Consider the following 26,816-nt stretch of genomic DNA (forward strand, 5'->3'; position numbering starts at 1 on the left):
ATAAAGAAAGTAAAAAGAACACATAATTATGAATGTATTAATTTTAGGTGCTGGCGGAAGAGAGCATGCAATGGCTTGGAAAATAGCACAAAGTAGTTTATTAGATAAACTTTTTATTGCACCAGGAAACGCAGGTACTAAAGAAGTAGGAACAAATTTAAACATTAATCAAAGCGATTTTGAAGCTGTAAAAAATGCAGTACTTGAAAACAATATTGAATTGGTAGTTGTTGGCCCTGAAGATCCTTTAGTTAAAGGTGTTCATGATTTCTTTTTAAATGATGACACATTAAAAAATATACCTGTAATTGGACCTAAAAAAGAAGCAGCTCAATTAGAAGGAAGTAAAGAATTTGCCAAAGAATTTATGGTGCGCCATAATATTCCAACAGCAGCTTACGAAAGTTTTACAGCTGAAAATTTAGAAGAAGGACACGCTTTTTTAGAGAAGTTAGCGCCTCCATATGTTTTAAAAGCTGATGGTTTAGCTGCTGGTAAAGGTGTAGTTATTTTAAATGATTTACAAGCAGCAAAAGATGAGTTAACTGCGATGCTAGCAAACCAAAAATTTGGAACTGCAAGCAGTAAAGTTGTTATTGAAGAGTTTTTAGACGGAATTGAGCTTAGCTGTTTTGTATTAACCGATGGTAAAAGCTATGTAACTTTGCCAAGCGCCAAAGATTATAAACGAATTGGTGAAGGTGACAAAGGACTAAATACAGGTGGTATGGGAGCTGTTTCTCCGGTGCCATTTGCTACTGATGAATTAATGAAACAAATTGATGAATTGGTAATTAAACCAACCATTGATGGATTTCAAAAAGATAATATTGATTATGTTGGTTTTGTTTTTATAGGTTTAATACTTGTAAAAGGTGAAATTAAAGTTATTGAATACAACTGTAGAATGGGAGATCCAGAAACTGAAGTTGTAATTCCTTTAATTGAAAGTGATTTCTTAGAGTTGTTAATTGCAACTGGTAAAAAAGAATTACATACCAAAACCATAGAAATTAAAAACCAAAGCGCTTGTACGGTAATGTTAGTTTCAGGAGGATACCCTGAAGCTTATGAAAAAGGAAAAGAAATTTTAGGGTTAGATACAGTTAAAAATTCTATTCCGTTTCATGCAGGGACTACAATTGTTGACGGAAAATTAGTAACCAATGGTGGTAGAGTAATTGCCATAACTTCTTACGGAAGCAATTTTAAAGACGCTTTAAAAACATCGTATAAAAGCATTGAAAAAGTATGTTTTAATGATATGAATTTTAGAACAGATATTGGTTTTGACTTGTAAAAAAAAATTCTTGTCGCTCCTTTAAATTGGGGATTAGGTCACGCAACTCGTTGTATTCCTATTATAAAAGCCTTACTTAAAAGTGGTTTTGAACCTATTTTAGCAAGTGATGGTGAAGCGTTAGTTTTGCTTCAAAAAGAATTTCCTTTTTTAAAAAGTTACACACTTCCATCCTATCAAATAAAGTATTCTAAAAGCAGTAAGAATTTAAAATTCTTACTGCTTTTTAGTATGCCCTCTGTATTTTTAGCCGTTAAAAAAGAAAGAAAAATTGTTGATGAAATTATAGAGAAAGAACATATATTAGGTGTTATTTCTGATAATAGATTTGGAGTGCGCTCCAAAAAAGTTCCTTCAGTTTATATCACACATCAATTGCAGGTTTTGTCTGGTAATACTACTTATTTTACTTCTAAAGTTCATCAAAAAATTTGGGAAAAATTTGACGAATGTTGGATTCCTGATACTGCTTCAACACCAAATTTATCAGGAAAATTAGGGCATTTACAAAGCAGTAAATTCAAGTTAAAATACATAGGAATTTTAAGCAGACTCAATTATTTTAAAACAACTTTAAAATACGACTTGCTAGTGCTATTGTCGGGTCCTGAACCGCAAAGGTCAATTTTAGAAAGTAAAGTGCTTACAGCGCTTAAAAACTACCAAGGAAAGGTGTTGTTTGTTAGAGGCGCTTTAAAAAATGCAGCTGCTTTACAAACAGCTGAAAATATTGAAGTGAATAATTATTTATTGTCATTAGATTTAGAAAAAGCAATAAATGAAAGCAAATTAGTACTTGCAAGATCTGGATATTCAACTATTATGGATTTGGCTGTTTTGGGTAAAAAAGCTTTTTTTATTCCAACACCAGGGCAATTTGAACAAGAGTATTTGGCAGAGAAATTATCAAAAGAAAGTATTGCTCCTTTTTCAACTCAAGATAAATTTAAAATAGAAGATTTAAAAAAAGCGAATAATTTTAAAGGTTTGCAGGCTATTAAAAGTGAATTGAATTTAAACTTGTTTGAACTTTTCAAGGGTAAATGAAAATTCTGATCCACGTTCAATTTTACTTTTTACAAAAATTTGTTCATTGTGAGCTTCAATAATATGTTTTACAATAGAAAGTCCTAAACCTGAACCACCTTGATCACGTGATCTACTTTGATCAACTCTATAAAAACGTTCAAAAAGTCTGTCTAAATGTTCTTCTTTAATTCCTTCACCATTATCTTTTACTTTTACTAAAACTTTATTGTTTTCGGCAATTTCTAAACTTACAATGGTTGCGCCATTAATTTTTCCGTATTTAATGGAATTTACAATTAAATTGGTAAGTACTTGCTCAATACGTTCAACATCACCAATAACTTTAATTGGATATTCGTAGTGCTTGTCTAATAATAAGGTAACATTACGTTTTTTAGCTTCAATTTCTAACAAATCAAAAACTTCTTGCACCAATTCAACAATATTAAATGTTTGTTTGTTGAGGTTTAAATCATTAGATTCTAATTTTGAAATTAAATCTAAATCTTTCACAATTGAGATTAACCTATCAACACCTTTGTTGGCTCTTTTTAAATATTTTTTTCCAATTCTTTTATCGTTCATAGCACCATCTTCTAAGGTTAGTAAATAACCTTGAACGGTAAAAAGAGGTGTTTTTAATTCGTGCGAAATATTTCCTAAAAACTCACGACGGTAACCTTCTCTAAGATTTAAGTTTTGAATTTGTTGTTGTTTATTTTCAGCAAATTTTTGAACTTCAAGTGAAAGCATATCCAAATCGGCTGAAACAGCTGTTTTATTTAGGTCTGAAGCGTCTAACAAAGAAACGTTCTCATAAATATTTTTTATGCGCAAGTAAATAAATTTTTCTACTCTAAATTGAATAATAAAAAACGAAAAAGTATATACAACACAAATAAAAATAAGTGCGCTAATAAAGGGTAACCAAATATTTAAAAAAATATAAGAACCTAGATAAAAAGTTACAAATGAAGTAAAAGTTAATATTAATGATGTCCAAAAGGCAAAAGAATATGTTTTTTTAATCTTCATTAATTACAAATTTATACCCAACACCTTTCACAGTTTTAAAATAATTATCACCAATTTTTTCACGCAATTTTCTAATGTGAACATCAATAGTTCTTCCACCTACAACAACTTCATTTCCCCAAACTAAGTTTAAAATATCGTCACGTTTAAATACTTTGTCTGGTTTTGATGCTAATAAAGAAAATAATTCAAATTCTTTTCTTGGTAATGAAAGTTTTTCTCCGTCTTTAATAATCACGTATTCTTCACGGTCAATAACAATACCACCAACATTTATTTGATCTGTATTTTTTGAAACACTTTCTACTTTATTTACTCTTCTAAGCAAACCTTTAATTTTACTAATTAAAACTTTAGGTTTAATAGGTTTGGTAATATAATCATCAGCCCCAACATTAAAACCTGCAACTTGTGAATAATCTTCACCTCTTGCTGTAAAAAATGTAATTAATGTGTTTTTTAAGCTATCTGTGGCTCTAATTTTTTCACAAGCTTCAATTCCATCCATTTCAGGCATCATAATGTCTAAAATAATAAGGTGCGGAATTTCATCTTCTGCAATTTTAAGTGCTTCAACTCCGTTTTTAGCGGTGAAAATTTTGTACCCTTCATTTTTTAAATTGTAACCTACAATTTCTAAAATATCGGGTTCATCGTCAACAAGAAGTATTTTAATATCTGAATTTTTCATTGTTAAATATTGTATAACTGTTCAAATTTAGGTATTTCTTAGTTTAAATGTATAAACTAATACAAAGTAAATAAATTTATAACATTAACCTAACATTGCCTTGACATTGCGTTCATTTTTAGCACATTTTACTGTTTTTAAACAATTAGTTGAAATTGTTTTTTTTACTATCTTTAGTTAAAAATTTGCAATGAATTACAAAATAGATTTTGAAAATATCCTTTTTTTGGATATTGAAACAGTACCTGAGGTTGAGAGTTTTACCGACCTATCTAAAGAAAAACAAGAGCTTTTTGCGCTAAAAACACAGTACCAAAGAAAGGAAGAATTTACCGCTGAAGAATTTTATGATCGTGCTGGAATTTGGGCCGAGTTTGGGAAAATTGTATGTATTTCGGTTGGGTTTTTCACCAAATTTAATTCGGAAGATAGAAAGTTTAGAGTTACTTCTTTTTATGGCGAAGAACCACAATTATTAGAAAATTTTAAAGAGTTATTAAACAAACATTTTAACAAGCTACAACACGTATTATGTGCGCATAACGGAAAAGAATTTGATTTTCCATTTATGGCAAGAAGAATGATTATCAACCAAATTGAATTGCCAGAAAAACTAAATTTATTTGGAAAAAAACCTTGGGAAATTCCACATTTAGATACAATGGAGTTGTGGAAATTTGGCGATTATAAGCATTTTACATCGTTAAAGTTATTAACCGCTATTTTAGGAATTCCTTCACCAAAAGATGATATTTCTGGAAGTGAAGTTGGTGCTGTTTATTATAAAGAAAAAAATATAAAACGTATTGTAACCTATTGCGAAAAAGATACCATTGCTATTGCGCAGTTATTATTGCGCTTTAATAACAAACCTTTAATTGATGACATACATATTATTCATGTGTAGTAAATTTTGTTATGCTAAATGTAGCAACCTAAATAAAGCATTTAATATTTAAGATACTTCACTTAGGTTTAGAATAACAGTAATTCTTAATATTTACCCTTCTAATTTTGCAGAAAGTTCAAACCAACGTTCTTCTTTCGTATCTATTAAAGTACTAATTTCTTGAAGCTTAATAGAGAGTTCATTTATTTGTTCACCAGAAAGAGATGCGTCTAAAAATTTGGCTTCAATCTCTGTTTTTTGGGTGTTTAATTTTGCAATTTCATCTTCAATACCATCAAACTCTCTTTTTTCATTGTATGATAATTTTGCTTTTGTTGTAGTATTTGTTGGTTTGGTTTCAACCTTTTTTACAGTTGGTGTTTCTTTGGCTGGTTTAGAGTCTTCATAAGCTCTATAGTCAGAGTAGTTTCCTGGGAAATCTTCAACAACACCGTTGCCTCTAAACACAAATAAATGGTCAACAATTTTATCCATAAAATACCTGTCGTGAGAAACCACTAATAAACAACCAGGAAAATCTAGTAAAAAGTTTTCCAATACGTTTAAGGTTATAATATCTAAATCGTTGGTAGGTTCATCTAAAATTAAAAAGTTTGGATTTTGAATTAAAACGGTACATAAATACAAGCGTTTACGTTCACCACCACTTAATTTTTCTACAAAATCATATTGTCGTTTTCGGCTAAACAAAAAACGTTCTAGCAATTGTGCAGCAGATATTTTTCGTCCTTTTGTAAGTGGAATGTACTCTCCAAATTCTTTAATAACTTCAATAACTTTTTGCCCTGGTTTTATTTGAATACCATCTTGTGAGTAGTATCCAAATTTAATGGTATCACCAACAACAACTTTACCGCCGTCAATAGGCATTTGTTGCGTTATTATTTTTAAAAAACTAGATTTTCCCGTTCCGTTTTTACCAATAATACCAATACGTTCGCCTCGTAAAAAATTATAATCAAACCTATTTAGTATTTTTAAATCACCAAACGATTTTGAAATATGATGCAATTCTAAAATTTTAGAACCCATACGGTGCATATCAATTTCTAACTGTATTTTATGATTATTTCTTCGTTTTGAAGCGGCCTCTTTAATTACATAAAAATCGTCTTGTCTACTTTTACTTTTGGTGGTTCTGGCTTTTGGTTGCCTGCGCATCCATTCCAGTTCTTTTTTATACAAGTTTTTGGCTTTATCAACCATTGCTTGTTCAATTTCTATACGTTCCTCCTTTTTTTGTAAGTAGTTAGAGTAATTACCTTTGTATGAATAAAAGCCACCGTTGTCTAACTCAACAATTTCATTACAAACACGCTCTAAGAAAAAACGGTCATGCGTTACCATAAACAGCGTAATTTTTTCTTTTTCAAAATAACTTTCTAACCACTCAATCATTTCTAAATCTAAATGGTTGGTAGGCTCATCTAAAATTAATAAGTCGGGTTTATGAATTAAAACCAAAGCTAAAGCCAAACGTTTACGTTGCCCACCAGAGAGCGCACTAACCTTTCTGGTTAAATCGTCTAATTTTAACTTAAATAATATTTGTTTGTACTGTGTTTCAAAATCCCAAGCGTTTAAACGCTCCATTTTTTCAAAAGCAAGTTGATACGCTTTTTCGTCATCCGGATTGTTTAATGCGTGCTCGTATTCCTCAATAACTTTCAACGTTTCGTTGTCCGAATCAAAAATACTTTCCTCAATTGTTAACTCATTGTTTAAGTTATCTTCTTGCGATAAATACTCAATGTTTATGCCTTTTCTGCTTACAATTTGTCCAGTATCTGAACTATCAACCCCTGCAATTATATTCAACATGGATGTTTTTCCAGTTCCATTTTTAGCAATAAATGCAATTTTTTGATATTGATTTATTCCAAAGGAAATGTTGCTAAAAAGCTCTAATTCTCCAAATGATTTTGATATATTTTCAACCGATAAGTAATTCATTAACTGTATATTTTACCGCAAAACTACACAAAATATACGCTTAAATTACAATTAAAATTATTTGGGCGTTTCCCGTTGGGTCGGGCTATCACTACTCGCTTTTTTAAAGTTTCAAAAAACTTAAAAAAGAGCTCAAACAAATCGTTCTATCCCTAACGCGGTTTAAAACAAAAACTGTATTTTTAAAAACGTATTTTTATACCACAAAATTCTACTATGTTAAGCGTACAAAACCTATCTATTTCTTTTAATTCTAAAAGTAACAAAAACACCGTTGTTCAACAAGTTTCTTTTGAATTGCAACCAGCAAAAATTTTAGGAATTGTGGGTGAATCTGGAAGCGGAAAATCTGTAACGTCTTTAGCTATTTTAGGTTTGTTAAATAAAAATGCACAAGTTGAAGGTACTATTCTTTTTAATGAAACCGATTTGTCTAAAATTTCAGATAAACAGTTTCAACAAATTCGTGGAAATCAAATTTCTATGATTTTTCAAGAGCCTATGAGCTCTTTAAATCCTAGTTTAACTTGTGGTTACCAAGTGTTAGAAATTTTAAAACAGCATAAAAACATATCAAAATCAGAGGCTAAAAAAACAGTAATTGAGTTGTTTCAAAAAGTAAAATTACCAAGAGCCGAAATGATTTTTGAGCAATATCCACATCAAATTTCTGGAGGTCAAAAACAACGTGTAATGATTGCAATGGCAATTGCCTGTAAACCTCAAATATTAATTGCTGATGAGCCTACTACCGCATTAGATGTAACCGTTCAAAAAGAAATTATTGAACTGTTAAAAGAGCTGCAACAAGAAACACAAATGAGCATTATTTTTATAACACATGATTTAGCGCTTGTTTCTGAAATTGCTGATGATGTTTTGGTAATGTATCATGGTAAAATTGTAGAACAAGGAGCCGTAAATCAGGTTTTTAAATTGCCTAAACATAATTACACTAAAGCTTTAATTAATTCAAAACCAAGTTTAACAAAGCGTATTAAAAAATTACCAACTGTAAAAGATTTTATTGATCAAACTATTGATAATGAAGTGTATACTGCTGAGCAACGTGCTGCTTTTCATCAAAAAATTTATGAAAGCAAACCATTGTTAGAAGTTAAAAATTTAGCCACTTACTTTAATTCAGAAAGTAGTTTTTTCTTTGGAAAACCCAACACTGTAAAAGCAGTTGATGATGTTTCATTTCAGCTTTATGAAGGTGAAACTTTAGGTTTGGTAGGCGAATCTGGTTGTGGAAAAACTACGTTGGGACGTACCATTTTACATTTAGAGAAAGCTACAAAAGGTGAAATTTATTATCAACAAAAGGATGTTACCACACTTTCAAAAAAAGAACTAAAAAACTTTAGAAAAGAAGTTCAAATTATTTTTCAAGATCCGTTTTCTTCCCTAAATCCAAGAATTCCTGTTGGTAAAGCTATAATGGAGCCTATGAAAGTTCACGGAATTTTAAATACTTCCGCAGAAAGAAAACAATACGTGTTTGATATTTTAAAAAGAGTTGGTTTAACAGAGGATCATTTTTATAGATATCCGCATGAATTTTCAGGAGGTCAACGTCAACGAATAGGAATTGCACGCACAATCGCGTTAAAACCTAAACTAATTATTTGTGATGAATCCGTTTCGGCTTTAGATGTTTCAGTACAAGCGCAGGTTTTAAATTTATTAAATGAATTAAAGCAAGATTTTGGATTTACATATATTTTTATTTCGCACGATTTAGCCGTTGTAAAATATATGTCTGATCAATTAGTGGTAATGAATAAAGGTAAAATTGAAGAAATTGGCGATGCCGATATTATTTATAAAACGCCTAAAACCAACTATACTCAAAAATTAATTGACGCCATTCCAAAAGGAATTTAACTTCAATAAATTGTATATTGCGAATCTATATGAAAAGTACAGTTGTTTTTGGTTTATTTTTAATGGGAACTTTAATGGTTTCAAATAATTTATTTGCGCAAGAAGTGGGCGTAAACCAATTAGTTACTGGTGATAAAGAACAGTTGATTGAAAATAAAAACCTTGAATTTCAAACGCATTTTTTTGAAGCTTTAAAGCAAAAAGCCATTAATAATTATTCAAAAGCTATTGAAAGTTTAGAAGCTTGTTATGCCATTGATTCAACAAGTAAAGCTGTAGAGTTTGAGTTTTCAAAAAACTATTTATTGCTAAAAAAATATATTGAAGCTGAAATTTTTATTGATAAAGCCTTGTTACAAGATCCAAAAAATGTGTATTTATTAACACAAAAAGTAGCTATTTACAAAGCACAACGTAGTTTTAATTTGGCTATAGAAATTCAAAAAGAAATTATTACAATGCACCCTTCATACTCTGATGAGTTGGTGTTATTGTACCTACAAAATCAAAATTTTGAAAAGGCTGAAGTTTTAATTGCTGAAATTGAAGCAAAAGCTTTAGCTACTTCAAAAATTAAAGGCTACAAGCAATATATTGCAAATAGAAAAAAAGCTATGGAAAGCGCCACTTCTAAACCAAAAATGGCTGCCAAAACCAATGATATTGCAACTTTGAAAAAGCAATACGAAACATCTAAAGATTTTAAACTGTTAAGACAAATTTTAAATTCAGAATTACAAAGTAATAATTTTAATGCGTTGTATAGCGACAGTAAAGAAGGTTTAGAGCTTTTTCCTACCCAACCATTTTTATATCAAATTAATGGATTGGCGCTAAATAAATTAATGAAATATAATGAAGCCATTGCCGTTTTAAGTATTGGCATTGATTTTGTTATAGATAACAACCAAATGGAAGCTGATTTTTATGAGCAATTGTCGATTGCTTACAAAGGTTTAGAGAATGAAAGTGAAGCTTTAAAATACAAACAGAAAGCTGAAAAATTAAGACAAAACAAGTAAATGAAATATAGTTTTAAAATAATAATGTTGCTTTTTTTGATATTTACATCTTGTAAATCAAAAAAAAATATTGCCGGTGCAAATGCTGTTACATCGGTTTCAACAAAAAAAATTATTCATAACCATTATGAAAATGTTTTTGACCAAGAAACTATTGATGCAAGGCTAAATGCTAAATATAAAGATAAAAGTAAATCGGTTTCTATTAACATTAAAATGCGTTTAGAGAAAGATAAAACTATTTGGATGAGTGCCACCAAATTTGGAATTCCTGTAGCTAAAGTATTAATTACACCTACAAAGGTTAGTTATTATGAGAAGTTAAGCAATACTTATTTTGATGGCGATTTTTCGTTATTAAGTAAATGGTTAGGTACAGAATTAGATTATGAAAAAATTCAAAACTTGTTGTTAGGTCAGGCATTGTTTAATTTAAAAGAAGGAAGGTATAGTTCAGCTATTTTAAATGAAACCTATCAATTAACTCCAAAAAAGAAAAATGAATTATTTGCTATTTTATTTTTTCTGAATTCAAAAAACTTTAAATTAGACAAGCAAGAAATACGTCATCCAGAGAAAGCGCAAACACTTTTGGTTTCGTATCCAAATTATCAAGAAATTAATGGGCAGCAAATCCCAAAAAATGTTGATATTACTGCTACAGATAATAAAAAAACAACCAATATTAATATTGAATATCGTTCAGTTGAATTTAATAAACAGTTGACATTTCCATTTTCAATACCAAGTGGTTACACTGAAATTACATTAAAATAATGCAGCCTAACATAAAGTACATTTTTCTTTTTTTAGCACTAATTTTTAGTGTAAACCTAACAGCTCAAAAAAAAACCAAGCGTGAGGTTTTAGAAGCGCGCAGAATTCAACTTCAAAAAGACAAGGTTTATATAAATGCGTTACTTTCAAATACCATAAGAAAAGAAAAAAATGTATTGGTTGAATTGGTGGAGATTGATGGAAAAATAAAAACCAGTGACGAACTTATTAATGTAATTTCAAAAGAATCAAAAGAATTAGATAATGAAATTTACTTAAATCAGTTAGAAATAAATAGAAATAAAAGAGATTTAGCAGCCTTAAAAAAGGATTACGGAGATATGATTTACAAATCATATAAAAGCAAATCTCAAAATAGTAGAATTATGTTTTTACTGTCTTCTGAAAACTTTTTTCAGGCGTATAAGAGATTTCAATATATGAAGCAGTACGCATCTTTTAGAAAAGCACAGGGAGATGAAATTCAAGAAAAAACAATTCATTTACAAGAATTAGCTGAAAACTTAAAGGTTAAAAAACAATTAAAGCAAGAATTGTTAGCTGAGAAAAAACAAGAACAATCTGTTATTGAAAAAGAAAAGCAGCAGCGCGAAATTTTATTAAGTCAGGTTAAAGAAAAAGAGAATAAATATAAAAATCAAATTAAGAAATTTATAAAGCAAGAAGCGGTTATTGATGCGCAGATTGATAAAATTATTAGAGATGCCATTGCAGCTTCTAAAAATAAACCAAAAGCAGCAACATCTAAAGCGGGTTCTTTTGCTTTAACGGCTGAGGCTAAAGCATTGGCTAGTCAATTTGTTGCAAATAAAGGTAAATTACCTTGGCCAGTAGAAAAAGGATATGTTTCTATGTATTATGGAAAACAACGTCATCCAATTGTAAAAACTGCTACCATACAAAGTAATGGCGTTAGAATTGTAACAAATAAAGGTAGTAAAGCACGCGCCGTTTTTAACGGAACAGTTTTAGCGGTTCAGGTTACAACAGGAAATAAAAAAGCCGTTTTAATACAGCACGGTAATTATATTACAGTGTATAAAAATTTACAGAACGTTACCGTAAAAAAAGGTGACAAGGTTAAAACCAAGCAAGAAATAGGTACAATTTTTACAGATAAAGTTACAGGTAAAACCATTATTGGATTTGTATTATCTAAAAATGCAGTAACTGAAAATCCGAAAAATTGGATTTATAAAATGTAAAATTACGAAGCAAACAAAGCTTTTAATTCTGTAGCTTCAGCAGGTTTCATTCTACCTGAAAGTATTAAACTTAACTGTTTTCTACGCAATGCACCTTCAAATCGCTCTATTTCTAATTCAGTTTCTGGTTGAATTTGCGGTACTTTTAATGGTGATCCTGTGTGGTCAACAGCTACAAATGTGTAAATACCTTCGTTTACTTTGGTGCGTTTTTGTGATTCTCTATCTTCAATCCAAACATCTACATAAACTTCCATTGAAGATTTAAAAGCCCTTGATACTTTAGCTTCTACAGTTACAACCGTACCAACTGCTACTGCTTTATTAAAAGCCACGTGGTTTACAGATGCTGTTACTACAATATGATGGCAGTGCCTTTGTGCTGCAATGCTACAAGCTCTATCCATTCTAGCTAATAATTCTCCACCAAATAAGTTACCTAATGGATTAGATTCACCAGGTAATACAATATCAGTTAAAATAGTTAATGAGTCTTTAGGTGTTTTTATCATGCTAATAAATTTTTAGCAAAGATATGGCTATTTTAATAAAAAAGTGAAGAGGCTATTTCTTGTGTGTTTAGTATTCTTTTACCAACAACCAAGCATCTTTAGATTCAGATTTTTTAATGGTATTTAACGCATTTATTGCATCGTTTTTAGCATTAAAACTTCCGTATGAAACCTGTGTTAAATTCCATTTATTTACACCTAAAATTTTTGCATTAAAACCTTTTTTAACCAATTCTTTTACTTTTTTCTCTGCATTGGCAGGTTCTCTAAAAGCACCAGCAATAACGTGGTAGTTAAAGGTTTCTTTGGTTACGTTTAATGTAATTGTAGGTAATGGATTTTCAATAATAAAAGTTGCTTCCTGAATGGTTTTATCAACCTTTTGTTGCTGAAGTTCAGCATCTGCAACTAAGTTGTTGTATTCATTGGTTTGATATTGATTCCACCCAACTGAACCCAAAGCAAAAATAATAGCCGCTGTTGCAGCATACTTTATAAAAGCAGGAGTTTTGCGTTTGTTTTCTTTCAAAGGAATAATTGGAGTAACTGTATCTAATTGCGCTACCTTTTCTTTGTATTCAATTCGTTTTACAGCTGGTGAAACATATGAATTCATCCCAAAAGATGAAGTTAAATAATTAACTGTATTCATTGGTTCAAAAATATATTTTCCTTCAGCACTTAAGTGAAAAGAACCAATATTTTCAATTTCAAACTCTTCATTAGCAATGGTAGATTTCCAAAGGGCAACTTCTCCTTCAATAACTTCAAGTGCATTAGCGTATGAAATATTTTCAGCCGAAGCTACGTAATTTACTAATAAACCATCATTGTTTTGTAAATGAGCGTTAAAACTCAACTGTTTTGATGGTGCATAAAAAGTATGTGTAAAGTGGTTTACTTTCGCCGAAATTTCATTGGTAACAAAACCTCCAAAATTTGGTACAATTACACATTCATATCTGTATAATAAATCGCTTATGTAGTTTGCTAATGTCATTAAAACAAATATAAGAGAAAACCAACCTAAAAATATAGAGTTATCCTATTTTTTATTAACAATAATTTTATAACTTGACACTCAAATTGTTAAAATATGCTTGAAGAAGAATTGCTGTATATTTTAGCGCTGCAACGCGTTAAAGGTATAGGAGATATCAATGCAAAAAAGTTAATATCTCACTGCGGAAGCGCAAAAAATGTGCTAAACGAGAAGAAAAGTAAGATTTCAAAAATTAATGGAATTGGTGAAAATACCTTGCAGTTTTTAAGTGATAAAAACAACTTAAAAGCCGCCGAGAAAGAGCTTAATTATATTAAAAATAACAATATTGAAACACTGTATTTTTTAAATGATAATTATCCTAAAAAATTAAAACATTGTATTGATGCGCCAATTTTATTGTTTAAAGATGGGACATTTAATTTAGAAAATAGACCAATTATAAGTGTTGTTGGTACACGAAAAATTACAAGTTATGGTCGTGATTTTTGTGAACGATTTATTGCTGAATTAGCATTATACAACCCTATTATTGTAAGTGGTTTTGCTTATGGAGTTGATATTTGTGCGCATAAAGCTGCTTTAAAAAATGAGCTAACCACCATTGGTGTGTTGGCACACGGTTTTGAAGAAATTTATCCAAAATCACATAAAAAATATGTTTCAGAAATGCATAAAAATGGTGGGTTTTTAACCGATTTTTGGCATAATGATGTATTACTAAGAGAGAACTTTTTAAAGCGTAACAGAATTGTTGCAGGAATTTCAGAAGCAACCATAATTATTGAATCGGCTAATAAAGGCGGCTCTTTAGTTACGGCAGATATTGCAAATTCTTATAGTAGAGATGTGTTTGCGGTTCCCGGAAGAACAACAGATAGTTTTAGTAAAGGTTGTAATGATTTAATTAAACGAAATAAAGCAGCAATTTTAACTTCGGCAAAAGATTTGGTTGAAATGTTAAATTGGGATTTAGAAAGTAAAACTCCGGTTCCAATTCAAAAACAATTGTTTGTAGAATTAGATGAAAAAGAACAACAGATTTATGATTTTTTATTGAAAGATGGAAAACAATTATTAGATGCTATTTCGTTGAATTGTAATTTGCCAATTTACCAAACCACTACTATTTTATTTAATTTAGAAATGAAAGGTGTGGTAAAACCGTTGCCAGGAAAATTGTTTGAAGCTATTTAAAAACCTTCTTGTAAAAACAAGTGTTCTATTTATTTTTATGCTTATTTTTGACTCTTAATTTTTTATTATGATACATATTCCAACAAGTGCCAAAGGTTTAATTTTTGATCTAGACGGAACCGTAGCAAACACCATGCAAAATCATTTTGAAGCGTGGAGAGCTGCAGTTTCTCCTTTTGGAATAGATTTTACGCCAAAATTGTTTTTAACATTAACAGGAATGCCAAAGGCTGCAACTATTATAAAGTTAAATGAATTGTTTGGAACAGCCATGAATACTGATGAGGTTGGAAAAGCAAAAGCAAAAGTTTACAAAGAGTTGGTTAGCCAAACCCAAGAAATTAAAGTGGTAACTGATGTAGTTAGAAAATACCACGGAAAATTACCAATGTCTATAGGTACAGGAAGTACACAAATTGGCGCAAAAAGAACGTTGTCTATTTTAGGATTAAAAGAATATTTTAATCCAATTATTACAGCCGATGATGTCATGAATTTTAAACCAGCGCCAGATACCTTTTTAAAATGTGCCGAATTAATGGGTGTTGCTCCAAAAGATTGTGTTGTTTTTGAAGACGGTATTTTAGGAATTCAAGCCGCTGAAGAAGTTGGAATGATGGTGGTTGACGTGAATGATTACTTTGAAATGAAATTTACCATTTAAGTTATTTGTTTTTATTTGAATAATAACTTTCAATTATAACAGTTGATAGAATTAAAACACCTCCAATAATAGTTTTTGAAGCCGGAATTTCCCCTAAAAAAAGCATTCCAAATAAAATTCCGTAAATAGGTTGTACACTACTTATAATACTAATGGTTCCTATAGAGAAATGTTTCATACTTAACACAAAAAGTGTGTGACCAATAGCAGTTGTAAATAATGCTAAAGCAGCCAAACCTAGCCAGTCGTGGGTTGAAGGGTTTCCTTCAAAAATAAAAAATACAGGGATTAACAAAGCAGCTATAACAATCATTTGATAAAACATGAGCATAGAACCGTGATAATTTGCAGTTTTCTTTTTCATTAAAATATTTCTAATTGAATAAAATACAGCTGAAATAATTCCTGATAAAACCCCTAAACTTACGTTGTTTTCAATGTTTAATTCAGGTGTTAAAAAGTAAATACCAACCAACACCAAACCACCCAATAAAACGTGTTTTAAGTTTAACTTTGTTTTAAAAAATATAGGTTCTAAAAAAACGGTGATAATTGGGTATGTAAACATAGCTAACATTCCAATGGCTACACCTGAAAGTTTTAAGGCGTAAAAATAGGTGATCCAGTGTGCTCCCATAAAAAAACCACTTACCAAAATGGTTGATAAATCTCTTCTGGAATAAACCTTTAAATCTATTTTTTTATACCAAATATAAACACCTAAACAAAAAACAGTTAAAAAACTGCGCCACCAAATTGTTAACGGTGGTGGCATTGATATAAAGCGTCCTAAAACACCAGAAGTACTTATAAACATCATAGCTATGTTTAATTCAACAAGGTGTTTTATATGTGTATTTTTCATTTATATTTTTTGAAGGGTTTCTAAGGCTGTTTTTATAGAATCTATACGAATAAATGTTAACAATAAGCGTAAACCATTTTTGGTTTCTTTCTCTTTCATAACACAAGTAGTAGGATTACTGGTTGTGTAATTTATAACATTTTTAAAGGTTTGCGTGTTGAAAAATTCGCTTTGTTGGTCTGAAATAAAATAACACAACATTCTTTTTTTCTTTAAAATAATGCGCTCAATTCCTAATTTTTTTGCAATCCATTTTATTCTAACACTGTCTAATAAATCATCAACCTGCGCCGGAAATTCACCAAAACGGTCTATTATTTCAGCTTCAAACGTATGCAATTCTTCTTCTGTTTTTAAAGTACCTAATTGGTTGTATAAATTCAATCGTTCTGAAATTACATTTACATAATCGTCAGGGAATAAAATTTCAAAATCAGTATCAATTTGAATTTCTTTTACGTACTCTTTTGGTTTGCTATCAGCTTCACCTTTGTATAATTCTTTAAACTCGTTTTCTTTTAGTTCTTCAATAGTTTCACTAAGAATTTTTTGATACGTATCAAAACCAATATCGTTTATAAAACCACTTTGTTCACCACCTAATAAATCACCGGCACCACGAATTTCTAAATCTTTCATGGCAATATTAATTCCGCTTCCTAAATCGGTAAATAATGAAATGGCTTCAATTCTTTTACGCGCATCATCTGTCATCATATGATAAGGTGGCGTTATAAAATAACAAAATGCTTTTTTGTTTGATCGTCCAACTCTACCACGCATTTGGTGTAAATCAGACAGTCCAAAGTTGTTGGCGTTATTTATAAAAATGGTGTTTGCATTTGGTACGTCTAAACCACTTTCAATAATTGTTGTTGAAACCAATACATCAAATTCATTATTGATAAAAGAAAGCATTAATTGTTCAAGCTTTTTACCGTCCATTTGACCATGACCAATTCCAATTTTAGCATCAGGAACCAAGCGTTGTAATAAACCTGCCACTTCTTTTATATTTTCAATTCGGTTGTGAATAAAAAATACTTGCCCGCCACGTTGAATTTCATAACGAATAGCATCTCTTAGTGTTTCTTCTGAAAAACGAATTACGTGACTTTCAGTTGGTACACGGTTTGGTGGTGGTGTACTTATTACCGATAAATCACGTGCTGCCATTAATGAAAACTGTAAAGTTCTAGGAATAGGCGTTGCGGTTAAGGTTAGCGTGTCTATATTTTCTTTAATTGTTTTGAGTTTGTCTTTTACAGCAACACCAAATTTTTGTTCTTCATCAACAATTAGTAAACCTAAATCTTTGTATTTAATGGCGGCATTTGTTAATTGATGTGTGCCAATTACAATATCAATTGATCCATCTTCTAAACCAGCCAACACACCTTTTCTTTGGCTAGCTGTTCTAAAACGGTTTAAATAATCAACAGTTACAGGAAAATCTTTTAAACGTTCGCTAAAGGTTTTAAAATGTTGAAAAGCTAAAATGGTAGTTGGTACCAAAATGGCAACTTGTTTTCCGTTATCAACAGCTTTAAAAGCGGCTCTAATAGCAACTTCTGTTTTTCCAAAACCTACATCACCACACACCAAACGATCCATTGGTCGTTCATTTTCCATATCGTTCTTTACATCTTGTGTTGAAGATGATTGATCTGGTGTATCTTCGTATAAAAAACTAGCTTCTAATTCGTGTTGTAAATAGCTATCAGGTTGGTATTGAAAACCTTTTTGCATTTTACGTTTAGCGTACAATTCAATTAAATTGTAGGCAATGTGACGTATGCGAGTTTTTGTTTTTTGCTTTAAGGTTTTCCAAGCAGGCGAACCTAATTTGTGTATTTTTGGTGGTTTACCATCTTTACCTGTGTATTTTGAAATTTTATGAAGCGAGTGAATGCTAATGTATAAAATATCACGTTCGCCATACATTAATTTAATGGCTTCTTGTTTTTTACCTTCAACATCTATTTTTTGAAGTCCGCCAAATTTTCCAATTCCGTGATCAATGTGCGTTACGTAATCTCCAATTTCAAGACTAGTTAGTTCTTTTAATGAAATGGATTGTTTTTTAGCGTATCCGTTTTTTAATCTAAATTTATGATAACGTTCAAATATTTGATGATCGGTGTAACAAACTATTTGATTTTCAACATCAATAAAACCTTGATATAATGTAAAAACAATGGTTTCGTATGTTACTTTTTCATCTACTTCTTTAAAAATATCATGAAATCGTTCTGCTTGCTTTTGCGAATCACAAAACAGGTAATTGGTAAACCCTTTTTTAGTATTTTGTTGTAAATCTTCAATTAATAAATCAAATTGTTTATTAAATGAAGGTTGTGGTTTTGTATTAAAAACAACAACATCTTTTTTGTTGTTTTTAAGAATTTTTTTTGTTGTTTTTGAATCAAGCTCATTATGGTGCGCATTTAAAATTTCAACGCATGTATAATCTTCAAGCTGTTTTTTTATAAGTGATCCATTACAAAAAAGTTCATTAGGTGCTGCATGATTTATGGCTGAAGAAAGGTCTTTAAATGCACTTTCTGCTTTGCTGAAAAGTTTATCTAATCTACCTGAAAGCAAGTCTAAATTCTTTGTAAAAACAACTGTTTTTGAAGAAATGTACCGAAGGAAACTTTCACGTTTTTCATCTAATGTTTTGTCTTCAACATTAGGCATGATACTAATTTTGGTTAGTTTTTCAGTAGAAAGTTGCGTTTCTATATCAAAAGATCGAATGCTATCTACATCATCACCAAAAAATTCAATTCTATAAGGTTCATCGTGTGAAAATGAAAAAACATCAATTATTCCTCCACGTACTGAAAATTCACCAGGTTCACTTACAAAATCAACTCTATTAAATTTGTATTCAAATAAAACTTCGTTTACAAAATCAAGGCTTAAATTATCGTTTACTGCTACTTTTAACGTGTTTCTGTTTAATTCAGCTTTGGTAACCACTTGTTCAAACAAAGCATCAGGATATGTAACAATTACGGCTGGTTTTTTACGAGAATTTATTCGGTTTAAAACTTCTGAACGCAATAACACATTGGCATTATCAACTTCTTCAATTTGATAAGGTCTTCTGTAGGAACCAGGATAAAAAAGTACATCTTTTTCCCCAATTAATTGCTCTAAGTCGTTTAAATAATAGGCTGCTTCTTCTTTATCATTAAAAATTAAAAGAAATGGTTTCTCAGACTCTTTAAAGCTTTCAGCAATAATAAAAGACAATGACGATCCTACCAAATTCGAAATTTGAAAATGGTTTTTCTCTTTTAATAATAATGGAGCTAATTGTTTTTTTTGTACAAGTTGCTCGTAACTTTTTAAAATGGTTTGCTTACTCAAAAAATGCAAATTTTGGCAAAGGTAGTATTTTTATAAAAAAGCCAATAAAATCAACAATAATTCCTTAAATTTATAGATAAGAACTTAAATACCAGACTATGACAATTTCAGATTTATATCCAACAGGACTGCACGAAGAAAATATAGGGCATTTTGCAAACATTGTGAGATTGGCTTTATTGGACAATACAATTGATGAAGACGAATATCAATTATTGAAAAGATTGGCAAAAAGATTAGATATTTCTAAAAGTGAATTTCGAAAAATTTTGAAAGATCCCACAACATATCCTGTAAATCCGCCAGTAAGTTATGAAGATCGTTTAGAACGTTTATACGATTTAACTAAAATGATGTTTATTGATAAAAATCCAACTATTGATAAAACATCAATTATGGATAGAATTGCAGTTGGTTTAGGTTTTCCAATTGAAACTGCTAGGGAAGTTGTAAAAGCTGCAATAGATTTCTTTTTAATTGAACCTGATATGGACGATTTTAAAAAGACCATAAAAAAAGTTGATAAAATAAATCAATAGCATAGTTGGTTGTACTTATTAAAAAGTAATAAATCTCAAATTATGGGGTTAGCTAAATGTGTTATGCTTATTTGCAAGCTATTAAATGCGAAAATAAAATATAAAGAGAATTGAATTGTAAAACCTGAACAATATGTTTAGGTTTTTTAACGTTAAAAAGTATATTTTTGCGATTTTTAAAATGTATTTATAAGTATGATGCCTAAGTTTACATCAAAGTCTGTATTTTTTTACATAGTTTTTAGTCTATTTTTAATTCAAGAGAATTATGCTCAAGATGAATTTAATAAATGGGTTTTTGGAATTGGTTTAAATGCAATAGATTATTTTCCTTCACACGCACCAAATACAGGAAATGATAATGGTTTTTTAAATGAATTTGCAAATGCAAGAGATCATTGGAATATTTCGGGTCCTCAAATATTGGCTACAAGACATTTAGTGAATAACCTTTCTGTTGATGGTTTATTAGCCTTTAACAACATTACTAAATATGGAGATGTAGCTGTTGATGGAACAACTTATGTTGGAATTGACATTAACTTACGTTATAGTTTTATGGATACATCAAATGATTTTACCATTTTTATGCTTGCAGGTGGTGGTTATACTTTTGCTAATTATAGTGGTGCCACTATTAATATTGGTACAGGAGCAAACTATTGGTTTACGGATAAAGTTGGTTTAAACGTTGAGGCTTTGTATAAATATAATTCTGATGATTTTAAATTAGCTCCTCATTTTTATTATGGATTGAGTTTGGTATTTAGAATGAATTCAGGAAACTCAGCTTCTTGGAGAAACTGTAATTAAAGAAGCTTTTAAAAGCGTTTTATTTACTAACTTGCATTATAATTCTTTTCAATGCAAGACACAGCGCCTTTTCAAATTTACAATGCTTCTGCCGGAAGCGGAAAAACTTTTACCTTAGTTAAAGAATATTTAAAAATTCTATTAGCTAGTAATAACCAGTATAAATTTCAACAAATTTTAGCGGTTACGTTCACCAACAAAGCTGCTGGTGAAATGAAAACGCGTGTTATTGAAAATTTACAAGATTTTTCTAATGAAGAAGAATCAAATAGTATGCTTCCAATAATTTGTAAAGAAACTAGTTTGCCTAAGCAAACTATTTTCAATAGATCTAAAACAGTTTTAAGTGCTATTCTTCAAAATTATTCTGCATTTAATATTACAACTATTGATAGTTTTACGCATAAATTAATAAGAACTTTTGCGTATGATTTAGATCTTCCGTTGAATTCAGAAGTAGAAATGGATACCGAAAGCTTATTAAATGAAGCTGTAGACATTGTTATTTCAAAAATTGGAGAAAACAAAGAGTTAACGGGTGTTTTAGTGAATTATGCCATTCAAAAATTAGACGACGATAAATCTTGGGATATTTCGTTAGATCTTAAAAACTTTGCCAAATTAATTTTGAATGAAAGTGACGCCGTACATTTAAAATCACTCCATGAAATTTCAATGGATGAGTTTAAAAGCTTAAAAGAAGAACTTCAAAAAGAAAATAAAAAAATTGCAGAAACCTTTAAGAGCATTGGAGAGCAAGGTTTAGAAATAATAAATAATACAGGAGTTACCCATAAAGATTTTTATTATTCGCTTATTCCAAAGCATTTTGAACAATTAGTAGCCGATGCTAAAAAAGCAAAGTTCTTTGATCAAGGGAAATTAAAAGTACGCATTGAAGAGGAAATGTTTTATTCAAAATCAAAATCAGATGCTGTAAAATCTGCTATTGATGCTGTAATTCCAACATTGGTGAATTTATATAACCAATCTGAAGTTTTGTTTCAACAAAAAACTTTGAATGATTTATTTTTGAATAGTTTAATTCCGTTAGCCGTTTTAAGTCACATCAATAAAGCGTTACAAGATTTAAAACAAGAAAATAATATTTTGTTAAATGCAGAGTTTAACCAATTAATTAGCGATACAATTAAAGATGAGCCTGCACCTTTTATTTATGAACGAATTGGTGAAAAATTTAGATATTATTTTATAGATGAAATGCAAGATACTTCGATATTGCAATGGCAAAATTTAATTCCGTTGGTTGAAAATGCAATTTCTTCAGCAGATGAATTTGGCGAAAAAGGAAAATTATTGTTGGTAGGTGATGCCAAACAATCTATTTATAGATGGCGTGGCGGAAAAGCAGAGCAATTTATTGGTCTTTCAGCAAAAAACGAAAATACCAATCCGTTTTATGTAGAAGAAGAAATTAAAAACTTAGCCACAAATTATAGAAGTTTTAGTGAAGTTATAACATTTAATAACCAATTTTTTACGCATATATCACAGTTTTTGGGGAATGAAAAATTTAGAAATTTATATGCTGAAGGAAATAGCCAACTATTAAATTCTAATGAAGGTGGTTATGTAGAATTATCGTTTTTAGAAGATGAAAAAGAAGCCGATGAAAGAGCGTTAATGTTTCCAAGAAAAGTTTTTGAAATTATTGACAATTTAGATCCTAAATTTCAAAAAAATGAAGTGTGTGTATTAGTGCGAACTAAAAAACAGGGTGTTGAGGTTGCCAATTATTTAACTGAAAAAGGCATTGAAATTATTTCTTCAGAAACCTTGTTATTAAAAAATAGTCCAAAGGTTACTTTTATTATTAATTTGTTGAATGTAATTCAAAATCCAACCAACAAAGAATTTAAAGTTCAGTTACTTTACTATTTATATGATTATTTGGAAATTCAGATTGATAAACATCAATTTTTAAACGAATTTGTACATTTAGAAAATCAGTTGTTTTTTGAAGGATTAAAACAATTTCAAACCTTTTTTAATTACAATGAATTTGTTAAAAGTCCGTTTTATGAAAGTATAGAATACTGTATTCGAAGTTTTCAATTGGTAAAAACATCTGATGCTAATATTCAGTTTTTTTTAGATGTAGTTTTTGAATATCAGCAAAAAAAGCAAGTTTCTATTGGTGGCTTTTTAGAGTATTGGGATTTAAAAAAGGATAAGTTAAGTATTGTTGCTTCTGAAGCAAAAAATGCGGTTAGAATTATGACCATTCATAAAGCTAAAGGATTGGAATTTCCTGTAGTTATTTATCCGTATGACATTGATATTTACAATCAAATCAATCCAAAGGTTTGGTATACCTTTAACAACCAAACCAGTAATTTAAAATCATTACTTGTTAGCTATGGTAAAAAACTAAATTATATTGGAGAGCAAGGCGTTGCATTATTTGACGAGCGCAAAGAAGAATTAGAGCTAGATAATTACAATATTTTGTATGTAGCTTTAACACGTGCGGTTGAGCAATTGTATGTGGTTACAAAATTAAAAATTTCAAAAAAAACCAATGAAGAAGACCTAAAATTTACGTCTGGTCTTTTTATCAATTATTTAAAAGGGTTGAATTTGTGGAGTAATGAGAAATTAACCTACAGTTTTGGAAATCCTATGCGAGGTGATTTTGAAGAAACAAAGGAAAGTCAAACAACCACGCAAGAACATTTTATTAGTAATTCATGGAAAAATCATAATATTTCAATAGTTGCAAATTCATCATTACTTTGGGATACGGATCAAGGTAAAGCTATTGTTTATGGAAATTTAATTCATGAAATTTTATCAAAAATAAATACAAAAAGTGACATTAAAGAAGTTGTAAATCAGTACCTCTATAAAGGAATAATTACATCAAGTGCATTTGACCAAATTATTTCAATAGTAAGTAATGTTGTAGAACATGAAAAATTAGCGCAATATTTTGAACAAAATAATACGGTATTTACTGAACGTGAAATATTAACTGCTGATAAAAGAATTGTAATTCCTGATAGATTAGTTTTAAATAATGAAGAAGTAACAATTATTGACTATAAAACGGGAAAACCAGAAAAAAAACACGTACATCAAGTAAATGAATATGCATCGGTTTTAGAAAGTTTAGATTATAAAATAGCTAATAAATTATTAGTTTATATAAATAATGAAATTACAATTAAAGAGGTTTAAAATGTGTAAATAAAAACTACAATTATGTACGGAGCTATAAAAGAGCATTTGCAAAAAGAACTGCACAACATTAAAGAAGCAGGACTTTATAAGTCTGAACGTATAATAACATCTTCTCAGGATGCGGTAATTAAAATAAGTACAGGTGAAGAAGTTATCAATTTTTGTGCAAACAATTATTTAGGTTTATCAAATCACCCTGAAGTTATTCAGGCAGCAAAAGACACTTTGGATTCTCACGGTTATGGAATGTCTTCAGTACGCTTTATTTGTGGAACTCAAGATATTCATAAGCAATTAGAAGAAAAAATAGCTGATTTTTATGAAACAGAGGACACCATTTTGTATGCTGCTGCTTTTGATGCTAATGGAGGAGTATTTGAACCATTGTTTTCAAAAGAAGATGCTATTATTTCAGATGCTTTAAATCACGCATCTATTATAGACGGAGTTCGTTTATGCAAAGCCGAGAGATACAGATATGCTAATAATGATATGGATTCTTTAGAAGCAAAATTAATTGAAGCGAATAAACAGCAACATCGTTTTAAAATAATTGTTACTGATGGAGTGTTTTCTATGGACGGAATTGTAGCTAGCTTAGATAAAATTTGTGATTTAGCTGAAAAATATGATGCGCTAGTAATGGTTGATGAATGTCACGCGGCCGGATTTATTGGTAAAACAGGAAGGGGTACTTTAGAACTTTGTAATGTTATGGGTAGAGTTGATATTGTTACCGGTACTTTAGGAAAAGCATTAGGAGGAGCAATGGGTGGATATACAACAGGTAAAAAAGAGATTATTGAGCTGCTTCGTCAACGATCTAGGCCATACTTATTTTCAAACTCTTTGGCACCAGCAATTGTAGGAGCGTCATTAAAGGTTTTTGAATTGTTATTAAAAGATACATCTTTAAGAGATAAACTAGATTGGAATACGAATTATTTCAAAAAAGGTATGTTAGATGCAGGTTTTGATATTGTTGAAGGTGATTCAGCAATAGTTCCAGTTATGTTATATGATGCGAAGTTAGCACAAGAGATGGCAAATTTATTGTTGAAAGAAGGTATTTATGTTATTGGTTTCTTTTTTCCTGTAGTGCCAAAAAATAAGGCAAGAATAAGGGTTCAATTATCTGCAGCCCATACTAAAGAAAATTTAGATAAAGCTTTAAAAGCCTTCAAAAAAGTTGGAAAAGTATTAAAGATTATATAGAAAAATAGAAAAAATATGCTGTGTTACAGATAATTTTGTATTTTTGCTTGGTATATTTGGCTTTTTTGGCTCAATTATTAATTAACAAAAGAACATTTAATTTAAAATTTTGAAAATGAAACATTTAAAAGTAGCCTTATTGGCTTTGTTATTAGTTACAGGTTTCAGCAATGTAAATGCACAGGACGAAAACAATCCTTGGGCAATTGGCTTTGGTGTAAACGCAGTAGATTTTTATCCAACGAATCCTCAAACTGAATGGGGAGGAAACTGGTACAGCGAGTTTTTTAATGCGAACGACCACTATAATATCGTTCCTGCAGTTAGTAGATTAACTGTTGCGAGATATTTAGCTGCAGGTTTCAGTTTTGAGGCTGCTGGAAGTTTCAATAAAATTGAGAACATTGGGGATATGAGTGTTGATGATTATTCTTTCTGGACTGTTGATGGTTCTATTAAATATGATGTTAATAAAATTATTGGAGACACAAAATGGTTTGACCCTTACGTATTAATTGGTGGAGGTTACACTTGGATGGATGATTTAGATACTGCATCTGGTAATGCTGGTGTTGGAGCAAACTTCTGGTTTAATGATAATGTTGGATTATCAATTGAAACAAGGTACAGACACACTTTTGATAGCGATCTTTTTGATCACTGGCAACATTCTGCAGGAATCACTTTTAAAATGGGTGGAAAAGATACAGACGGAGATGGTGTGTATGATAAAAAAGATGCTTGTCCAGATGTATTTGGATTAGCTGAATTCAACGGATGTCCTGATACTGATGGTGATGGAGTTATTGATTCTGAAGATGCTTGTGTTGATGTAGCTGGTTTAGCTGAATTAAAAGGTTGTCCAGATGCTGATGCTGATGGAATCACTGATGCTAAAGATGCTTGTCCAAATGATAAAGGTACTGCTGCTAACGGTGGATGTCCTGATACTGATGGTGATGGTGTTGTTGATAAAGACGATGCTTGTCCTACAGTTGCTGGTCCAGTAGCAAATAAAGGTTGTGTATGGCCTGATACTGATGCTGATGGTGTTGCAGATAAAGATGATAAATGTCCTAATGTTGCAGGTCCAGCTTCAAATAATGGTTGTCCTGAAGGATTAACTGATGCTGATCTTGCAAAATTAAAAGAATTAGGTAACCGTATCTATTTTGATACTGAAAAAGATACTTTCAAATCTTCTGAAACTGAAACTCGTTTAGATGAAGCTTATGAAATTATTAAAGCATATCCTGAAACTAAATTACATATTGAAGGTCACACTGATGCTACAGGTCCAGATTCTTTCAATAATAAATTATCAAAAGATAGAGCTGATACTGTTAGAGATTACTTAATTTCTAAAGGTTACAATCCTGAGAACTTAACTTCTGAAGGTTACGGTTCTACTCAACCAGTAGATTCTAACAAAACAAAAGAAGGTAGAGCAATGAACAGACGTGTAGAAATTAAATTACAAAAATAATTTAACATACGTTTTATAAATATAAAAGAGCCATTCGTTTACGAATGGCTCTTTTTGTTTAAAATTGCTTTGTATTTATAAGTTTTACACTTTGTAATTTAATTGAC

General features: G+C 30.3%; 21 protein-coding genes. 14 read left to right on the forward strand and 7 right to left on the reverse strand.

Features of this window, described 5'->3' with window-relative positions; translation table 11 throughout:
- The first annotated feature begins 28 nt into the window (after positions 1 to 28).
- Both purD and ACFQ5N_RS03900 read left to right on the forward strand, forming a co-directional pair.
- Entirely contained in the window at positions 29 to 1,300 is a 1,272-nt protein-coding gene (gene purD, locus ACFQ5N_RS03895) for a phosphoribosylamine--glycine ligase (RefSeq protein ID WP_386807899.1), read from the forward strand.
- Between the two features lie 231 nt (positions 1,301 to 1,531).
- Positions 1,532 to 2,347 (forward strand): glycosyltransferase, encoded by an 816-nt coding sequence (locus ACFQ5N_RS03900; RefSeq protein ID WP_386807901.1) that lies wholly within the window; start codon positions 1,532 to 1,534, stop codon positions 2,345 to 2,347.
- On the opposite strand, the gene ACFQ5N_RS03905 is transcribed toward ACFQ5N_RS03900, so the two are convergent.
- On the reverse strand, positions 2,315 to 3,364 hold the full coding sequence (locus tag ACFQ5N_RS03905; protein WP_386807902.1) for a sensor histidine kinase: 1,050 nt from the start codon (positions 3,362 to 3,364) through the stop codon (positions 2,315 to 2,317). The two genes, ACFQ5N_RS03900 and ACFQ5N_RS03905, sit on opposite strands and share 33 nt — an antisense overlap.
- On the reverse strand, positions 3,354 to 4,055 hold the full coding sequence (locus tag ACFQ5N_RS03910) for a response regulator transcription factor (RefSeq protein WP_386807903.1): 702 nt from the start codon (positions 4,053 to 4,055) through the stop codon (positions 3,354 to 3,356). The genes ACFQ5N_RS03905 and ACFQ5N_RS03910 overlap by 11 nt, the downstream gene beginning before the upstream one ends.
- Before the next feature lie 190 nt (positions 4,056 to 4,245).
- Between ACFQ5N_RS03910 and ACFQ5N_RS03915 the strand changes: the two genes are divergently transcribed.
- Positions 4,246 to 4,962, forward strand: a complete 717-nt coding sequence (locus ACFQ5N_RS03915; protein WP_386807905.1) for a 3'-5' exonuclease — start codon at positions 4,246 to 4,248, stop codon at positions 4,960 to 4,962.
- Between the two features lie 93 nt (positions 4,963 to 5,055).
- Here the strand turns inward: ACFQ5N_RS03915 and ACFQ5N_RS03920 are convergent, their stop codons facing one another.
- Positions 5,056 to 6,918, reverse strand: a complete 1,863-nt coding sequence (locus ACFQ5N_RS03920; RefSeq protein WP_386807906.1) for an ABC-F family ATP-binding cassette domain-containing protein — start codon at positions 6,916 to 6,918, stop codon at positions 5,056 to 5,058.
- Positions 6,919 to 7,134: 216 nt separating this feature from the next.
- Here ACFQ5N_RS03920 and ACFQ5N_RS03925 point away from each other — a divergent pair, with 216 nt between their 5' ends.
- The 4 genes from ACFQ5N_RS03925 to ACFQ5N_RS03940 are packed head-to-tail and all read left to right on the forward strand — an operon-like array spanning position 7,135 to position 11,833.
- Positions 7,135 to 8,808: an ABC transporter ATP-binding protein gene (locus ACFQ5N_RS03925; RefSeq protein ID WP_386807907.1), complete on the forward strand. Its 1,674-nt coding sequence runs from the start codon at positions 7,135 to 7,137 to the stop codon at positions 8,806 to 8,808.
- 29 nt (positions 8,809 to 8,837) lie between these two features.
- Positions 8,838 to 9,830 carry a tetratricopeptide repeat protein gene (locus ACFQ5N_RS03930; protein ID WP_386807909.1) on the forward strand — a complete coding sequence of 331 codons (993 nt, stop codon included), beginning with the start codon at positions 8,838 to 8,840 and terminating at the stop codon, positions 9,828 to 9,830.
- Entirely contained in the window at positions 9,831 to 10,607 is a 777-nt protein-coding gene (locus ACFQ5N_RS03935; RefSeq protein WP_386807910.1) for a DUF4292 domain-containing protein, read from the forward strand.
- Positions 10,607 to 11,833 carry a murein hydrolase activator EnvC family protein gene (locus ACFQ5N_RS03940; protein WP_386807912.1) on the forward strand — a complete coding sequence of 409 codons (1,227 nt, stop codon included), beginning with the start codon at positions 10,607 to 10,609 and terminating at the stop codon, positions 11,831 to 11,833. Before ACFQ5N_RS03935 ends, ACFQ5N_RS03940 begins: the two co-directional genes overlap by 1 nt.
- A gap of 2 nt (positions 11,834 to 11,835) precedes the next feature.
- Here ACFQ5N_RS03940 and ACFQ5N_RS03945 read toward each other — a convergent pair whose 3' ends face one another.
- Positions 11,836 to 12,345 (reverse strand): acyl-CoA thioesterase, encoded by a 510-nt coding sequence (locus ACFQ5N_RS03945; RefSeq protein WP_386807914.1) that lies wholly within the window; start codon positions 12,343 to 12,345, stop codon positions 11,836 to 11,838.
- A 67-nt stretch (positions 12,346 to 12,412) separates the two neighbouring features.
- Entirely contained in the window at positions 12,413 to 13,345 is a 933-nt protein-coding gene (locus ACFQ5N_RS03950) for an HU domain-containing protein (RefSeq protein ID WP_386807915.1), read from the reverse strand.
- Between the two features lie 96 nt (positions 13,346 to 13,441).
- On the opposite strand from ACFQ5N_RS03950, the gene dprA reads away from it, so the two are divergent.
- Positions 13,442 to 14,545 carry a DNA-processing protein DprA gene (dprA, locus tag ACFQ5N_RS03955; RefSeq protein WP_386807916.1) on the forward strand — a complete coding sequence of 368 codons (1,104 nt, stop codon included), beginning with the start codon at positions 13,442 to 13,444 and terminating at the stop codon, positions 14,543 to 14,545.
- Between the two features lie 67 nt (positions 14,546 to 14,612).
- On the forward strand, positions 14,613 to 15,209 hold the full coding sequence (locus tag ACFQ5N_RS03960; protein ID WP_386807917.1) for a beta-phosphoglucomutase family hydrolase: 597 nt from the start codon (positions 14,613 to 14,615) through the stop codon (positions 15,207 to 15,209).
- Between the two features lies 1 nt (position 15,210).
- Here ACFQ5N_RS03960 and ACFQ5N_RS03965 read toward each other — a convergent pair whose 3' ends face one another.
- Together ACFQ5N_RS03965 and mfd are read right to left on the reverse strand one after the other, a co-directional pair.
- Positions 15,211 to 16,074 carry a DMT family transporter gene (locus ACFQ5N_RS03965; protein ID WP_386807918.1) on the reverse strand — a complete coding sequence of 288 codons (864 nt, stop codon included), beginning with the start codon at positions 16,072 to 16,074 and terminating at the stop codon, positions 15,211 to 15,213.
- Positions 16,075 to 19,452: a transcription-repair coupling factor gene (mfd, locus tag ACFQ5N_RS03970; protein ID WP_386807919.1), complete on the reverse strand. Its 3,378-nt coding sequence runs from the start codon at positions 19,450 to 19,452 to the stop codon at positions 16,075 to 16,077.
- Positions 19,453 to 19,550: 98 nt separating this feature from the next.
- Here mfd and ACFQ5N_RS03975 point away from each other — a divergent pair, with 98 nt between their 5' ends.
- From ACFQ5N_RS03975 to ACFQ5N_RS03995, 5 genes are all read left to right on the forward strand, one after another.
- The gene (locus ACFQ5N_RS03975; RefSeq protein WP_386807921.1) at positions 19,551 to 19,991 is read left to right on the forward strand and encodes a TerB family tellurite resistance protein; all 441 of its coding nucleotides are present in this window, start codon (positions 19,551 to 19,553) and stop codon (positions 19,989 to 19,991) included.
- Positions 19,992 to 20,186: 195 nt separating this feature from the next.
- Positions 20,187 to 20,804, forward strand: a complete 618-nt coding sequence (locus ACFQ5N_RS03980) for a hypothetical protein (protein ID WP_386807923.1) — start codon at positions 20,187 to 20,189, stop codon at positions 20,802 to 20,804.
- Between the two features lie 51 nt (positions 20,805 to 20,855).
- A complete protein-coding gene (locus tag ACFQ5N_RS03985) occupies positions 20,856 to 24,005 on the forward strand; it encodes a UvrD-helicase domain-containing protein (RefSeq protein WP_386807925.1) in 3,150 nt (1,049 codons plus the stop codon).
- A gap of 24 nt (positions 24,006 to 24,029) precedes the next feature.
- A complete protein-coding gene (gene kbl / locus ACFQ5N_RS03990) occupies positions 24,030 to 25,223 on the forward strand; it encodes a glycine C-acetyltransferase (protein ID WP_386807928.1) in 1,194 nt (397 codons plus the stop codon).
- A 115-nt stretch (positions 25,224 to 25,338) separates the two neighbouring features.
- Positions 25,339 to 26,709, forward strand: coding sequence for an OmpA family protein (locus ACFQ5N_RS03995; RefSeq protein WP_386807930.1), 1,371 nt, complete (start codon positions 25,339 to 25,341; stop codon positions 26,707 to 26,709).
- The last annotated feature ends 107 nt before the right edge of the window (positions 26,710 to 26,816 follow it).

The sequence above is a fragment of the Lutibacter holmesii genome, from assembly GCF_042679665.1.
In the GTDB taxonomy this organism is placed as follows: Bacteria; Bacteroidota; Bacteroidia; order Flavobacteriales; family Flavobacteriaceae; genus Lutibacter; species Lutibacter holmesii.